Below are 14,329 nucleotides of genomic sequence, written 5' to 3'. Positions count from 1 at the left end.
CTGCAAACCTTCATCGATAAAACCAGTAGGCGGTGCTCTCCACCCGTGCGCCGCTGCGCAGATAGAGCCGTAAAGCCGCCAGATTACTGGTCTGCGTCGCCACCGTCAGCCGGCGAATACCACGTTGCTGGCACCAGACCCGCGCCACCTGCATCAACCGTTGCCCAATTCCCTGCCCGGTCATACCCGGCCAGGCGGACAACACGCCGATGCGCGCCGAGTTTGGCGATGTCTGGCGTAAAGTGACAAACCCTTGCAGCGGCCCACCTTGTACCCCCAGCACCAGACAAGCGTCATCAAAGGTGCCGTATACCGCTTTCTCTACCCAACGAGCGTAAAAACGGCCACAATCATCCGGTCGATACCACGGCGCCCGAAACCGGCTCAGCACAAAACTTTTTGCCGCCGCCGCACGCAGCGCCGGGATATCGCCGACTTCAGCCTCCCGAACGCCAACGGCAAACACCGCCCTGGCAGCAGGGACAACCGGCATACTGAAATCCACCTCGCCTTCCGCCAGCCGGAACCCCAGCGCAAACAGTGCATCTGCCGTCACCAAATCGTCTGCCGCCAGTTTAGCCTGACATAACTCATAGCGATCCAGCTCAGTAAAGGTTAACGGCGGTGCGGTATCGGTGAAACTCAACCTTCCACTGATACGCTGGAAAAAATCACTTTCCCATACCAGAGGTTCAATTTCCGCACACATCTCAGCACTCACAGGCATAGGTCACTCCGGTTAACGCCGAATCAACAGAGGTCACCGACGCCGCTTCACCGCCAGACGCCTTTGGTGTCCACCACCCAACGTTGCGCTACCTGTTCAGGGGCAAGCGCCCTGAACTGCCGGTGATCCACCAGCAGCACCAACATATCCGCTTCACTCAGCGCGAGATCAATATTCACTAACCTCGCTTTTCCCTGTAACCCAGGCGGCAACTGCCGGATATTCGGCTCAACGACCCAGGTAATCCCGACATGCCATTCGGCAATCTGTTCCGCAATCGCCAGCGCCGGACTTCCGCGAAGATCTTCCACATCAGGCTTGAATGCCAGCCCCAGACAGGCGATGCGCAGTTCACAAGCACGATTTCCCCTCTGCGCCAGCGCCTCTGCCACCATAATCTTCACCCGCTCCATCACCCAGCGTGGTTTGGCATCATTCACCTCGCGGGCAGTACGAATCAGGCGTGCCTGTTGCGGGTGCTGAGACACGATAAACCACGGGTCAACCGCGATGCAGTGGCCGCCGACGCCCGGTCCCGGCTGCAAAATATCGACGCGCGGGTGGCGATTAGCTAGTTGAATCAGCGTCCACACATCAATATGTTGTTCGGCACAAATCAGCGACAATTCATTAGCGAACGCAATATTCACATCCCGAAAGCTGTTTTCTGTCAACTTGCACATCTCTGCGGTGCGCACATCGGTCATCACACAGTCCCTATCAAGGAAAAGGCGATACAACTCGCTGGCCCGCGCTGCGCAACGCGGCGTCATCCCGCCTATCACCCGCTCCTGACTGAGCAGCTCCTCCATGATACGGCCAGGCAACACCCGTTCCGGACAATAGGCAATACGAATATCCGACGCTTCACCCACCTGCTGGGGAAAGCTCAGATCCGGGCGCGCTTGCGCCAGCCAGGCTGCCATCTGCTCTGTGGTGCCGACCGGCGAAGTCGATTCAAGAATCACCACATCTCCCGGTTTTAACACCGACGCCAGTGACAAAGCAGCCGTTTCAACAAACGAGATGTCCGGCTGATGGCCCGCTTTTAACGGGGTCGGCACCGCGATGAGAAACGCCTGCGCCGACACCGGATGAGTGCCGACCTGTAAATACCCTTGCGCCACCGCCAGTTGCACCGTCTGTGCCAGGCCCGGCTCTGTAATATGAGTATGGCCCTGGTTGATGGTCTCCACCACGTGCGGGTTCACATCCACACCAAAAACAGGTTGTTGCCGTGATGCCAACAATGCGGCAGTCGGCAGGCCGATATACCCCAGGCCCACCACACAGATACGATTAAAACTCATGCAGTTACCCGGTGTTTTTCAAAACAGAAAGAATTCGCTGGCTGGCTAACCCGTCGCCATAGGGGTTATGCGCATAGCTCATTGCCTGATAAATAGACGCATCTGCCAGCAGGCGGGAAACCTCTCGGATGATAGTCGCAGTATCGGTTCCCACCAACCGCACGGTACCAGCGGCCAGCGCTTCTGGCCTTTCGGTAGTCTCGCGCATCACCAGCACAGGTTTTCCGAGCGAAGGCGCCTCTTCCTGAATTCCCCCGGAATCCGTCAGGATCAGCCAGGCGCGATGCATCAGATAGACAAAAGGCAAATAGTCCTGCGGCGTTATCAAAAACACGTTATCAATGCCGCTGAGAATACGTTGAACCGGCTCCAGCACGTTGGGATTTCGGTGTACCGGATAGACAATTTGGATATCCGGATGATGTTGAGCGAGTACCGCCAGCGCGTGACAAATTCGTTCCATCCCCGCGCCAAAGCTCTCCCGCCGATGGCTGGTAACCAAAATTATTTTTCGTTCCGGTTCCAGAAAGGCGTACTTCTCCTGCAATTGCGCGTGCAATTCACCATCATGAGTAATCCGATCCCGAACCCAGAACAAGGCGTCAATCACCGAATTGCCTGTTACCCAGATACGGGAAGCCGGAACCTGTTCCCGCCGCAAATTCTGCCGCGCCGTGATCGTTGGTGCAAAGTGATAGGTAGCTATATGCCCGGTCAGTAGACGATTAGCCTCTTCCGGCCAGGGGGATGTCAGCTTGCCGGTACGTAGTCCGGCTTCGACATGGGCAACCGGAATACGATGGTAGAACGCCGCCAGACTCGCCATCAGGGTGGTGGTGGTATCGCCATGCACCAGCAGCAGGTCAGGCTGGAACTGGGTCAACACCGACCCCAGACCAGAGAGAATACGTGAAGAAATCTCCACCAACCCCTGATCCGGCTGCATTATATTGAGGTCGTAGTCCGGCATAATCTCAAACAGGCTCAGCACCTGATCAAGCATGTCACGGTGCTGTGCTGTCACACAAACGCGGGATTCAAAGAAAGCATCCTGAGCCATCGCCCTTATTATGGGCGCCATTTTTATCGCTTCAGGGCGAGTGCCAAAAACCGTCAAGACTTTCACTGGTGACTCTCTTTAATTCCGGTTTGCCGCCACGGTAAAAATGTATTACTGACCCAAATTGCTATCAACCTGTTGGTCACTCAGATGGAGCGACGCACCAGCACCAGACCAGCGCCCACCAGCAGGCCAATGAAGCTCCCCATCAGCACCAGAAAACCGCGGCGCGGACTGTCGCGCTGAACCGGCTCTTCCGGCGTATGCAGATAGCGGTACGTCTGAAAGCGGTCTGCCAGCACCGGACCGGCTTCCAGCATCGTCAGAACCGACTGACGTGGCGCGTAATCGGCGTCAAATTCCGGCCCATTCGCCTTCAACATGTCCAGACGCGCCTGTAACCAGGAATCCCCCTGTAAAAACAGCGCCGAATCAGACAGATCCTCGCCTTTCGGCTCAGTAATCCCTTGCTGGCGGGCAATCGCGAGCGCTTGTGTCACACGCTTTAGCTCCTGATCATAAGCAGCACGCGCGACCGTCTCTTCTCGTTGCAGCAAAATGCGCTCAAATCGGATACGCGCTGCCCAGTTTCCGGCCAGATTCTGATTAAGGTGATTAACGGCACGCTGGTTAGCGAATTGCACATATTGCCGTAACAGATTACTGGCATCTTGCGGATTATCAGCGGCCAATTTGAGGGTATCGTTGGTTTTTTTTGCAACATCACGCGGCATAAACTGAATATCGTCGATCAGAGAATCCAGCAAAATGGCATCCGCCTTGTCGTCGCCTTTGCGATGTTCGCGGTAATAAGGCGACTGTAGCCAGAACTCACGCCGGGTATCGTAAGCGGCGGCCTGCATCGTGAATTCGGTATAGGCATCTTCCACAATCGCGTTACCATCAAATATGGTTTCCGACGCATCCAGCGAATGTAGCCACTGTTGCTGTTCAAAGAACGACGACAACATGGCTGCCGCCGGTTTATCGGTAACCGCGCTGGTACGCCACACCGGCTGTACCAGCCAGGAATAAACCAACGCCAGCAGCGCAAATAGCACCGCAAAACCGACAACCCAAACTTTTCCCTGCCAGAGCACCTGACAAAGCAGGCGAACATCCAGTTCATCATCCAGCGGCATCGCCTGAGGGAGTGTTTCCCGTTTCATGAAGTTTTCCTATTTGGTTTATTCACAATTTCGGTTTATCAACAATAGCGATGACTTCGATAGTAACGCTACCTACACACCAATACTGGTATCAAAGCGATCCAGCGTGCTAACCAACGCATCCGCGCATATAAGGTAAACCAGGAACAATAGCAGGCAAACGCAGATGTAGACAGAGACACCGCCAACCATCAGCAGTGAGTAAGACAGAGCACAGGAATACGGCGACTAATTGGGCACCCATCATGATTCATAACACATTTATCAGCGCCTGATAATACTACCGGTAATTGAGCCTATCGGCGTCAATTTACCAAAATTTTCAGAAAGTTCTTGCACATCCGAGCAACAAAACCATTATACAGCTCAGCTCTCAAAGAGGGCTGTGTGTTCGAAAATGCCAACTACCGCATACCAGGCTGACAACGCAAAACGCCACGATATCGTGGCGTTTTCTTGTATGACACAACCTATTAGGAGCGTTTCATCATATCGAAGAACTCGTCGTTGGTTTTGGTCATCGCCAGCTTGTTGATAAGGAACTCCATCGCATCGATCTCGCCCATCGGATGGATGATCTTGCGCAGAATCCACATCTTCTGCAGCTCTTCAGACGTGGTCAACAGCTCTTCCTTACGAGTACCAGAACGATTGTAGTCGATGGCTGGGAACACTCGTTTCTCTGCAATCTTACGAGACAGGTGCAATTCCATATTACCGGTGCCCTTGAACTCTTCGTAAATCACTTCGTCCATCTTCGAACCGGTATCAATAAGCGCAGTGGCGATGATAGTCAGGCTGCCGCCTTCTTCGACGTTACGGGCCGCACCGAAGAAACGCTTCGGACGATGCAGGGCGTTAGCGTCAACCCCCCCGGTCAGCACCTTGCCGGACGCCGGTACCACGGTGTTGTAAGCACGCGCCAGACGAGTGATAGAGTCCAGCAGGATAATGACGTCCTTCTTGTGCTCAACCAGACGTTTGGCTTTCTCGATCACCATTTCGGCAACCTGAACATGGCGAGAAGCCGGTTCGTCAAAGGTTGACGCCACCACTTCCCCTTTCACCAAACGCTGCATTTCCGTCACTTCTTCCGGACGTTCGTCAATCAGCAGCACCATCAATACACAATCAGGATGGTTGTAAGCGATGCTTTGAGCGATATTTTGCAGCAACATGGTTTTACCGGCTTTCGGCGGTGCCACGATCAAACCACGCTGTCCACGACCAATCGGCGCAGCCAGATCCAGCACACGAGCCGTCAGGTCTTCAGTAGAGCCGTTACCGCGCTCCATACGCAGACGCGAATTAGCATGTAGCGGCGTCAGGTTTTCAAACAGGATTTTGCTACGGGCATTTTCCGGTTTGTCGTAGTTGACTTCGTTGACCTTCAGCAGTGCAAAATAGCGCTCACCCTCTTTCGGAGGACGAATCTTACCGGAAATAGTATCGCCAGTGCGGAGGTTGAAGCGTCGGATTTGGCTAGGGGAAACGTAGATATCATCAGGGCCGGCGAGGTAGGAACTGTCTGCGGAACGGAGGAAACCAAAACCATCCTGCAATATTTCCAGTACGCCATCGCCAAAGATGTCTTCACCACTTTTTGCGTGCTGCTTAAGGATAGCGAAAATAATATCCTGTTTACGCATACGAGCCAGATTCTCCAGCCCCATATTCTCGCCAAGAGTAATCAACTCAGATACTGGCGTATTTTTTAATTCGGTAAGATTCATAATGGTGGGTTCTTAAACTCGGGGTAAATCTCGAACTATTAACGTGAATGGTATGGCAGGAACATCCATGCCGCTTAACCGCCTTCAATCACCAGACATTGTGCCGCTCAGGCCGAATCGCACTGATACGAGGCACACACATGGCAAGAGGTCGAAGACACCGCAAAACTAATTTAACGTAAAAACTGTCAGATTGCTGGACCGGAAGCTAACATGCTGAAAATTAATAATTTCCGAGCCTAGCATGGGATAAAACTTTAGATTCTAACTTCAGGCTCAAGCCTAAGGATCAAACTATAAGGTAAGTACGATGTGCAGTATTAACGAATCTAGCACGCTTCCCGGTAGGCGTCCAGCGGTCAGAATGAGAAAATCTCATTACCCTATCCCGCTGCCGCCTGGGAACTAAATGTATGACGGATTACAGATTGGCGTTCAGAAACTCTTTCAATTGCCCTTTGGACAGCGCGCCCACTTTAGTAGCGGCAACTTCGCCATTCTTAAACAGCAGCAGCGTCGGGATACCACGGATACCGTATTTCGGCGCAGTAGCCGGGTTCTCATCAATGTTAAGTTTGGCAATCGTCAGTTTGCCATCATACTCATCGGCGATCTCATCCAGAATCGGAGCAATCATTTTACAAGGACCACACCAGTCAGCCCAGAAATCAACCAGTGTCACATGCCCGGACTGCAATACGTCCACCTCAAAGCTGTCGTCCGTCAGATGAATAATTTTATCGCTCATGTTTTACTCCGCAGGATTATCTCTACCCAATTGGTGTAGCATTAACCAACTATTAGGTTGACTTTATTTCACTGGATACGCTTTCGTAAAGCAATAGTTAACTGATATTCTACCACGCTATGAGCAAAACACATTTAACCGAACAGAAGTTTTCCGACTTCGCACTGCATCCGCAGGTTATTGAAGCACTTGAAAATAAAGGCTTTTATAACTGCACACCCATTCAGGCGCTGGCATTACCGCTGGCGCTGTCAGGCCGTGACGTGGCGGGCCAGGCGCAAACCGGAACAGGCAAGACGCTGGCATTTCTGGCGTCTACATTTCATTATTTGCTGACTCACCCCGCCCCCGCCGAACGCCAGACCAACCAACCCCGTGCACTGATCATGGCGCCGACCCGTGAACTGGCGGTACAGATCTATACCGATGCCGAAGCACTGGCGAAGGCGACTGGTCTGCGACTGGGGCTAGCTTACGGTGGCGACGGCTACGACAAGCAGCTAAAAGTGCTGGAAGACGGCGTCGATATTCTTATCGGTACCACCGGTCGTTTAATCGATTACACCAAGCAGAACCATGTCCATATGGGCGCTATTCAGGTAGTGGTGCTGGATGAGGCTGATCGCATGTACGATCTTGGCTTTATCAAAGATATCCGCTGGTTGTTCCGCCGTATGCCGCCGGCTAATCAACGTCTGAACATGCTGTTTTCCGCCACCTTATCCTACCGCGTGCGTGAACTGGCGTTTGAGCAGATGAACAACGCCGAATACGTCGAGGTGGAACCGGAGCAAAAAACCGGTCATCGCATCAAGGAAGAGCTGTTTTATCCTTCCAATGAAGAGAAGATGCGGCTGCTGCAAACGTTGATCGAAGAAGAGTGGCCAGATCGCTGCATCATCTTTGCCAACACAAAACACCGTTGTGAAGACATCTGGGGCCATCTGGCCGCAGACGGCCATCGTGTCGGCCTGCTGACCGGCGATGTGGCGCAGAAAAAGCGGCTGCGCATACTCGAAGAGTTCACTCAGGGTCATCTGGATATTCTGGTGGCGACCGATGTGGCGGCGCGAGGTCTGCATATTCCGTCCGTGACCCACGTGTTCAACTACGACTTACCTGATGATTGCGAAGACTACGTACACCGTATCGGTCGTACCGGTCGTGCTGGCGCCAGCGGCTATTCCATTAGCCTGGCCTGCGAAGAGTACGCACTGAATCTGCCAGCGATTGAAGATTATATCGGCCACCGTATTCCGGTGAGCAAATACAGCAGCGAAGCCTTGCTGGCTGACCTGCCGGAGCCAAAACGTCTGAGCCGCCCGCGCTCCAGCGGTGGCCCACGCCGACCCGGCGCGCCTCGCCGTAGCGGTGCGCCCCGCAGCAATCGAAAACGACCGGGTTGAGTTGCCGATGCTGAGCGCTTCTTCTTTTTATGCCGCTATCGATTTAGGGTCCAATAGCTTTCATATGCTGGTGGCGCGTGAGGTAGCGGGCAGTGTACAAACGCTGGCTCGTATCAAGCGCAAAGTCCGTCTGGCAGCCGGGCTGGATGCTAATAACCGCCTCTCACCAGAGGCAATGCAGCGCGGCTGGCACTGTCTGGCACTATTTTCCGAACGGTTGCAGGATATTCCGGCGCAACAGGTTCGCGTGGTAGCGACGGCAACGCTGAGACTGGCCACTAACGCTGACGAATTCCTTGAACGAGCCCAACAGATTCTGGGTCTGCCGATTCAGGTTATCAGCGGCGAAGAAGAAGCACGACTCATCTATCAGGGTGTCGCTCATACCACCGGCGGGCCGGAACAACGACTGGTAGTGGATATCGGCGGTGGCAGCACCGAGCTGGCAACCGGCATCGGTGCCCGTCATACTCAGTTATTCAGCCTGCCAATGGGCTGCGTCACCTGGCTGGAACGCTATTTCGCTGATCGTGACCTGACTCAGGCCCATTTTGATCAGGCTGAACAGGCCGCCCGCGAGATGATACGCCCGGTGAAAGACATTCTGCGCCAGCAAGGGTGGCAGATTTGCGTCGGCGCGTCCGGCACAGTACAGGCGCTACAGGAAATCATGGTGGCGCAGGGAATGGACGAATACATCACCCTTAGCAAACTGCGCCAACTCAAGCAACGCGCCATCCAGTGCAGCAAACTGGAAGAGCTTGAAATTGAAGGGCTGACGCTGGAACGGGCACTGGTGTTTCCCAGTGGCTTGTCTATCCTGCTGGCCATCTTTCAGGAACTGGAAATCGACTCCATGACGCTGGCAGGCGGCGCGTTGCGCGAAGGGCTGGTCTACGGCATGTTGCATTTGCCGATTGAGCAAGACATTCGCCACCGCACGCTGCAAAACCTGCAACGCCGCTATCTGCTGGATAGCGAACAAGCACAGCGAGTCAGGTTGCTGGCGGACAATTTCCTGCAACAGGTCGCGCGTGATTGGCAACTGGATGGCCGATGTCGGGAATTACTGGGCAGCGTCTGTCTGATTCACGAAATCGGCCTGAGCGTCGATTTTCGTCAGGCACCATTACATGCAGCGTATCTGGTTCGCAACAGCGACCTGCCCGGCTTTACTCCCGCCCAGAAAAAATTACTGGCGACACTGCTGCAAAACCAGAGCAACACCATCGATCCTATCCCGCTGACACAACAAAACGCGCTACAGGTTAATCTGGCGCAGCGGCTTTGCCGTCTGCTGCGTCTGGCAATCATCTTTGCCAGCCGCCGCCGCGACGACACCCTGCCAGCAGTCAGGTTGCGGGTAGAGGGTGAAAGCTTGCGCGTCATTCTACCTACCGGCTGGCTTGACCAACATCCCTTAAGAGCTGAAACCCTGTCGCAAGAGAGCCTGTGGCAAAGTTATGTGCACTGGCCACTTATCATTGAAGAACACACCATCTGACAGCAAAAAGGGGTAACAATTAGTTACCCCTTTCTGTTATTTCCTCGACTAATTTTGTGAGCACGTTGAAAAAAAGAAATATGAGATGTGTTTTTATAAAAAACCTTTTCTTTTTTTTAAAGTCGCGTTGCACCTGATTCAAGTACAGATCTCTGATTTCAACAGAATTAAGGAATTCGGATGAAAATCATCACATTTTCCCGACGCCATGTTCTGGCATCAATAACGTCGATATTCCTGCTCAGCATCCCAGCGCTGACAGAGGCCAGCACTGTTCAGGCACCACAAAAACTACAGATTCCAACATTGTCTTATGATGACCACAGCGTGGTGCTGGCGTGGGACGCACCGGAAGATACGACCAACATCACCGACTACCAGATTTACCAGAACGGCCAGCTCATCGGGCTAGCCAGTCAAAACAACGACAAAAACTCGCCAGCTAAGCCATACATCACTGCGTTTTACAAAAATGATACAGCCAATTTTCACCACCGGATTGTAATGCAAAACGCCAAAATCGACGGCTTGAAAGCCAACACCAACTACCAGTTCACTGTTCGGGCAGTGTATGCCGACGGCACGACCTCTGCTGACAGTAACCCGGTCACTGTCACTACCACAGCTATACCGAAAGTGATCACCATTACTCAGTACGGCGCGAAAGGCGACGGCACCACGCTCAATACCAGCGCAATTCAGAAAGCGATTGACGCCTGCCCAACCGGTTGCCGCATCGACGTCCCGGCAGGGGTTTTCAAAACCGGTGCATTGTGGCTGAAAAGCGACATGACGCTGAATCTGTTGCAGGGTGCGACGCTGTTAGGGTCGGATAATTCGGCCGATTATCCCGACACCTACAAGATTTACAGTTACTCATCCCAGATGCGCCCGGCTTCGCTGATTAATGCCATCGATAAAACCAGCTCTGCTGTCGGGATACTCCAGAACATCCGCATCACCGGCAAAGGGATTATCGACGGCAACGGCTGGCAGCGTAGCGCTGACGCTAAAGACGAACTGGGCAAAAACCTGCCGCAGTACGTAAAAAGTGATAACAGCAAGGTTAGCAAAGACGGCATTCTGGCGAAAAACCAGGTAGCAGCGGCTATCGCTACCGGCATGGACGCCAAAACTGCCTACAGCCAGCACCGTTCAAGCCTGATTACCCTACGCGGCGTTAAAAACGCCTACATCGCTGATGTCACCATTCGTAACCCGGCCAACCATGGCGTGATGTTCCTGGAAAGCCAAAATGTGGTGGAAAACGGCGTTATTCATCAGACTTTCAATGCCAACAATGGCGACGGCGTCGAATTTGGCAATAGCCAAAACATTATGGTATTCAACAGCGTGTTTGATACCGGTGACGACAGCATCAATTTCGCCGCCGGTATGGGCCAGTCTGCGCAATACCAGAAGCCGACACAACACGCCTGGCTATTCAACAACTATTTCCGTCATGGGCACGGCGCAGTGGTGTTAGGCAGCCACACCGGTGCAGGCATTATCGATGTCCTGGCGGAAAACAACGTAATTAACCAGAACGACATTGGCTTGCGAGCCAAGAGCGCTCCCGCCATCGGTGGTGGCGCGCATGGCATCGTATTCCGCAATAGCGCCATGAAAAACCTTGCCAGGCAGGCCATTATCGTGACATTAAGTTACGCCGACAACAACGGCACCATCGACTACACTCCCGCCACTGTGCCTGCACGTTTCTATGACTTCACCGTCAAGAACGTTACTGTGCAGGATGGTATCGGCTCAAGCCCGGCCATTGAGATAAGTGGTGACGACGGCAAAAACATCTGGCAAAGCCAGTTCACCTTCAGCAACATCAAGTTCAGCAGTGTGATGCCCACCGCGATAAGCGACCTGACCGACAGTCAGTTCAATAACCTGACGTTCAGCAATCTGTGCAGTGGCACATCGCCGTGGAAATTCGGTAAGGTGAAAAACGTTAGCGTGGACGGCAAAATCGTCACTCCCTGACAGAAGGGTCATCCGCACGCCGGGCTAACCGCCCGGCGTATTTTCTGCCGTCAGTTTTTATCTCTGGCCTTCGCCAGTTGAGCGCGTAAATTGGCCAAATGGTTCTGCCCCTTCTGCATCCGCTCCTGTGGACTGGTGACTTTGCGTTCTGTTTCCCAAATCACATCATCCTGCGGCAGTTCCAGCAGAAAACGGCTCGGCTCCGGGCGTATCAACTCGCCATATTGACGCCGCTCGCGGCACAGGGTGAACGTCAGTTCTTTCTGTGCACGGGTAATGCCCACATAAGCCAGACGCCGTTCCTCATCGACATTCTCCTCATCGATGCTGGTCTGATGCGGCAACAACCCTTCTTCCATCCCCACCAGATACACGTACGGGAACTCCAACCCTTTGGAGGCGTGTAGCGTCATCAATTGCACCTGATCCAGTTCTTCTTCGGCTTCGTTGCGCTCCATCATATCGCGCAGGGTAAACCGGGTTACCACCTGAGTCAGCGTCATCGGTTCGTCAAGGTCACTGCCTTCAAGCATTTCCGTCATCCAGGTAAACAGCGTATTGACGTTTTTCATGCGCATTTCCGCCGCCTTCGGGCTGGGCGAGGTTTCGTACAACCAGCTTTCATAATCCAGACCGTGAAGCAAATCACGCACTGCCTTCACCGGCTCCTGCTCCGCCAGCTGGGCCATGCCGCCCATCCACTGCGTGAAACGTTGCAACGACTCCAGCCCACGCCCGCTCAGGGTCTGGCTTAGCCCCATGTCAAAGCTGGCATTAAACAGGCTGCGATTACGCTGTCTGGCCCACTCGCCGAGTTTTTGCAGTGTCGCAGGACCAATTTCGCGTTTTGGCGTATTGACGATGCGCAGAAACGCACTGTCGTCTTCCGGATTGGTCAGCACACGCAAATAAGCCAGCAGGTCTTTGATTTCCGGGCGAGAGAAAAACGACGTACCGCCGGAAATGCGATAAGGGATGCGGTTTTGCATCAGCACCTTTTCAAACAACCGGGACTGGTGGTTGCCGCGATAAAGAATGGCGTAGTCGCCATACTGGGTTTTGCGGATAAAGTGGTGGGCAATCAACTCGCCCACTACCCGCTCAGCCTCATGGTCTTCGTTATTGGCGGTGATGATTTTCAGCTCTTCACCATAACCCAGCTCGGAATACAGGCGCTTTTCGAACACGTGCGGGTTGTTGGCGATGAGAATATTAGCGGCTTTGAGAATACGTCCGGATGAGCGGTAATTCTGTTCCAGCTTAATCACCTGCAACTGCGGAAAATCCTGCTGCAACAGTGACAAATTCTGTGGGCGAGCACCGCGCCAGGAGTAAATCGACTGGTCGTCATCGCCGACTACGGTAAAACGCGCCCGGCTGCCCACCAGCAGCTTCACCAGTTCGTACTGGCTGGTGTTGGTGTCCTGATATTCGTCCACCAGCAAATAACGCAGGCAGTTCTGCCAGCGCTCGCGTACCTCTTCATTGCGTTTGAGCAGCAATGTCGGCAGCAGGATCAGGTCATCAAAATCCAGCACATTGCAGGCGCGCAGATGCTCGTCATACAACCGGTAGCAATGAGCGAACAACCGGTCCCGCTCCGAGCGTGCCAACGCCGTCGCCTGTGCCGGATCAATCAGGTCGTTTTTCCAGTTGGACAACGTTGACACGAGCTGTTGCAGCAAATCCTTGTCATTTTGCAGCCACAGCTCGGTCAGTTCTTTTAGTAGCGCCAACTGATCCTGATCGTCAAACAGCGAAAAGTTGGACTTCATGCCCAGCGCGGCGTATTCACGCTTGATGATCTCCAGCCCCAGCGTATGGAAAGTCGCAATCAGCAAGCCACGGGTTTCCTGGCGACCCAGCGTCTGCGCCACACGCTCTTTCATCTCCCGCGCGGCCTTGTTGGTAAAGGTCACCGCAGCGATATGGCGTGCCTGATAACCGCAACTACGGATCAAATGGGCGATCTTCTGGGTAATCACGCGGGTTTTACCCGACCCAGCCCCGGCCAGTACCAGACAGGGACCGGTCACAAACTCAACAGCGTGTTGCTGGCTGGGATTCATGCGCATGGTGTTTCGTGCTCGACAGTCAAACGGAAGGGGATTGTAACAGAACAGGATTGTAGCAAAAGTCCGGGCCAGCGCGAGGATCTGTTACCCGCTTCGGAACGCGCTCCGCATTTCCTTTCGTCACAAGGGGGTGCTAGGCTGTGCCTGGCAACATCGGCTTTCCCTTTGCTCAAGGAGCTTAACTATGGCAAATACCGCGGCAGCATTACACATTCTGGTGGATACCGAACAACAGGCCACCGACATTCTGGCTCAACTGGAGAAGGGAGCGGATTTCCAGCAGTTAGCAAAAAAACACTCGACCTGCCCGTCAAAACGTAATGGCGGCGATTTGGGAGAATTCCGTAAAGGCGACATGGTGCCGGATTTTGACAAAGCGGTGTTTTCCTGCGAACTGCTCAAACCCTTCGGCCCGGTCAAAACCCAGTTCGGCTATCACATTATCAAGGTGTTGTACCGTAACTAACGGGAGTAGAGGCGGCGAGATTCGTTTTTAGGCTGTTAACACCCCATCTTACATTACAGGTGAGTGCTTTCTGGCATTAAAACTGTGCTGAGGTGGGCGACTTCGCCGGATGAGCCGCATGGACGCGGCGAAAGCC

At 53.6% G+C, this 14,329-nt stretch carries 11 protein-coding genes; 4 read left to right on the top strand and 7 right to left on the bottom strand.

Annotated elements, in window-relative coordinates; translation table 11 throughout:
- Nucleotides 1-10: 10 nt before the first annotated feature.
- From rffC to trxA, 6 genes are all read right to left on the bottom strand, one after another.
- Nucleotides 11-727: a dTDP-4-amino-4,6-dideoxy-D-galactose acyltransferase gene (gene rffC / locus Dpoa569_RS01395; RefSeq protein ID WP_042873315.1), complete on the bottom strand. Its 717-nt coding sequence runs from the start codon at nucleotides 725-727 to the stop codon at nucleotides 11-13.
- Nucleotides 728-774: 47 nt separating this feature from the next.
- Nucleotides 775-2,037, bottom strand: a complete 1,263-nt coding sequence (gene wecC / locus Dpoa569_RS01390) for a UDP-N-acetyl-D-mannosamine dehydrogenase (RefSeq protein ID WP_042873317.1) — start codon at nucleotides 2,035-2,037, stop codon at nucleotides 775-777.
- A gap of 4 nt (nucleotides 2,038-2,041) precedes the next feature.
- A complete protein-coding gene (gene wecB, locus Dpoa569_RS01385) occupies nucleotides 2,042-3,163 on the bottom strand; it encodes a non-hydrolyzing UDP-N-acetylglucosamine 2-epimerase (protein WP_071604348.1) in 1,122 nt (373 codons plus the stop codon).
- An 80-nt stretch (nucleotides 3,164-3,243) separates the two neighbouring features.
- A complete protein-coding gene (gene wzzE / locus Dpoa569_RS01380; protein ID WP_042873321.1) occupies nucleotides 3,244-4,266 on the bottom strand; it encodes an ECA polysaccharide chain length modulation protein in 1,023 nt (340 codons plus the stop codon).
- A 473-nt stretch (nucleotides 4,267-4,739) separates the two neighbouring features.
- Nucleotides 4,740-5,999, bottom strand: a complete 1,260-nt coding sequence (gene rho / locus Dpoa569_RS01375; protein WP_042873323.1) for a transcription termination factor Rho — start codon at nucleotides 5,997-5,999, stop codon at nucleotides 4,740-4,742.
- A gap of 421 nt (nucleotides 6,000-6,420) precedes the next feature.
- Nucleotides 6,421-6,747 (bottom strand): thioredoxin TrxA, encoded by a 327-nt coding sequence (trxA, locus tag Dpoa569_RS01370; protein ID WP_042873324.1) that lies wholly within the window; start codon nucleotides 6,745-6,747, stop codon nucleotides 6,421-6,423.
- Nucleotides 6,748-6,866: 119 nt separating this feature from the next.
- On the opposite strand from trxA, the gene rhlB reads away from it, so the two are divergent.
- The 3 genes from rhlB to Dpoa569_RS01355 all read left to right on the top strand — a co-directional run bounded on the left by rhlB (nucleotide 6,867) and on the right by Dpoa569_RS01355 (nucleotide 11,652).
- Nucleotides 6,867-8,153, top strand: coding sequence for an ATP-dependent RNA helicase RhlB (gene rhlB, locus Dpoa569_RS01365; RefSeq protein WP_042873325.1), 1,287 nt, complete (start codon nucleotides 6,867-6,869; stop codon nucleotides 8,151-8,153).
- Between the two features lie 7 nt (nucleotides 8,154-8,160).
- Entirely contained in the window at nucleotides 8,161-9,657 is a 1,497-nt protein-coding gene (gene ppx, locus Dpoa569_RS01360; protein WP_042873327.1) for an exopolyphosphatase, read from the top strand.
- Between the two features lie 180 nt (nucleotides 9,658-9,837).
- Nucleotides 9,838-11,652 carry a glycosyl hydrolase family 28 protein gene (locus tag Dpoa569_RS01355; protein WP_042873329.1) on the top strand — a complete coding sequence of 605 codons (1,815 nt, stop codon included), beginning with the start codon at nucleotides 9,838-9,840 and terminating at the stop codon, nucleotides 11,650-11,652.
- Between the two features lie 50 nt (nucleotides 11,653-11,702).
- Here the strand turns inward: Dpoa569_RS01355 and rep are convergent, their stop codons facing one another.
- Complete coding sequence (gene rep / locus Dpoa569_RS01350; RefSeq protein ID WP_042873331.1) at nucleotides 11,703-13,727, bottom strand: DNA helicase Rep; 2,025 nt, start codon at nucleotides 13,725-13,727, stop codon at nucleotides 11,703-11,705.
- A 184-nt stretch (nucleotides 13,728-13,911) separates the two neighbouring features.
- On the opposite strand from rep, the gene ppiC reads away from it, so the two are divergent.
- Nucleotides 13,912-14,193 carry a peptidylprolyl isomerase PpiC gene (ppiC, locus tag Dpoa569_RS01345; protein ID WP_012767933.1) on the top strand — a complete coding sequence of 94 codons (282 nt, stop codon included), beginning with the start codon at nucleotides 13,912-13,914 and terminating at the stop codon, nucleotides 14,191-14,193.
- Nucleotides 14,194-14,329: the final 136 nt, after the last annotated feature.

Origin of the sequence: Dickeya poaceiphila (assembly GCF_007858975.2) — a bacterium.
Taxonomy (GTDB): domain Bacteria; phylum Pseudomonadota; class Gammaproteobacteria; order Enterobacterales; family Enterobacteriaceae; genus Dickeya; species Dickeya poaceiphila.
Note: the sequence above shows the minus strand (reverse complement) of the source record. Positions and strands in the feature narration are given on the sequence as shown.

Bases quoted from the DNA above. Each gene is read 5' to 3' on its own strand.
- rffC (WP_042873315.1), bottom strand. From the start codon at position 727: ATGCCTGTGAGTGCTGAGATGTGTGCGGAAATTGAACCTCTGGTATGG.
- wecC (WP_042873317.1), bottom strand. From the start codon at position 2,037: ATGAGTTTTAATCGTATCTGTGTGGTGGGCCTGGGGTATATCGGCCTG.
- wzzE (WP_042873321.1), bottom strand. From the start codon at position 4,266: ATGAAACGGGAAACACTCCCTCAGGCGATGCCGCTGGATGATGAACTG.
- rho (WP_042873323.1), bottom strand. From the start codon at position 5,999: ATGAATCTTACCGAATTAAAAAATACGCCAGTATCTGAGTTGATTACT.
- trxA (WP_042873324.1), bottom strand. From the start codon at position 6,747: ATGAGCGATAAAATTATTCATCTGACGGACGACAGCTTTGAGGTGGAC.
- rhlB (WP_042873325.1), top strand. From the start codon at position 6,867: ATGAGCAAAACACATTTAACCGAACAGAAGTTTTCCGACTTCGCACTG.
- ppx (WP_042873327.1), top strand. From the start codon at position 8,161: ATGCTGAGCGCTTCTTCTTTTTATGCCGCTATCGATTTAGGGTCCAAT.
- Dpoa569_RS01355 (WP_042873329.1), top strand. From the start codon at position 9,838: ATGAAAATCATCACATTTTCCCGACGCCATGTTCTGGCATCAATAACG.
- rep (WP_042873331.1), bottom strand. From the start codon at position 13,727: ATGCGCATGAATCCCAGCCAGCAACACGCTGTTGAGTTTGTGACCGGT.
- ppiC (WP_012767933.1), top strand. From the start codon at position 13,912: ATGGCAAATACCGCGGCAGCATTACACATTCTGGTGGATACCGAACAA.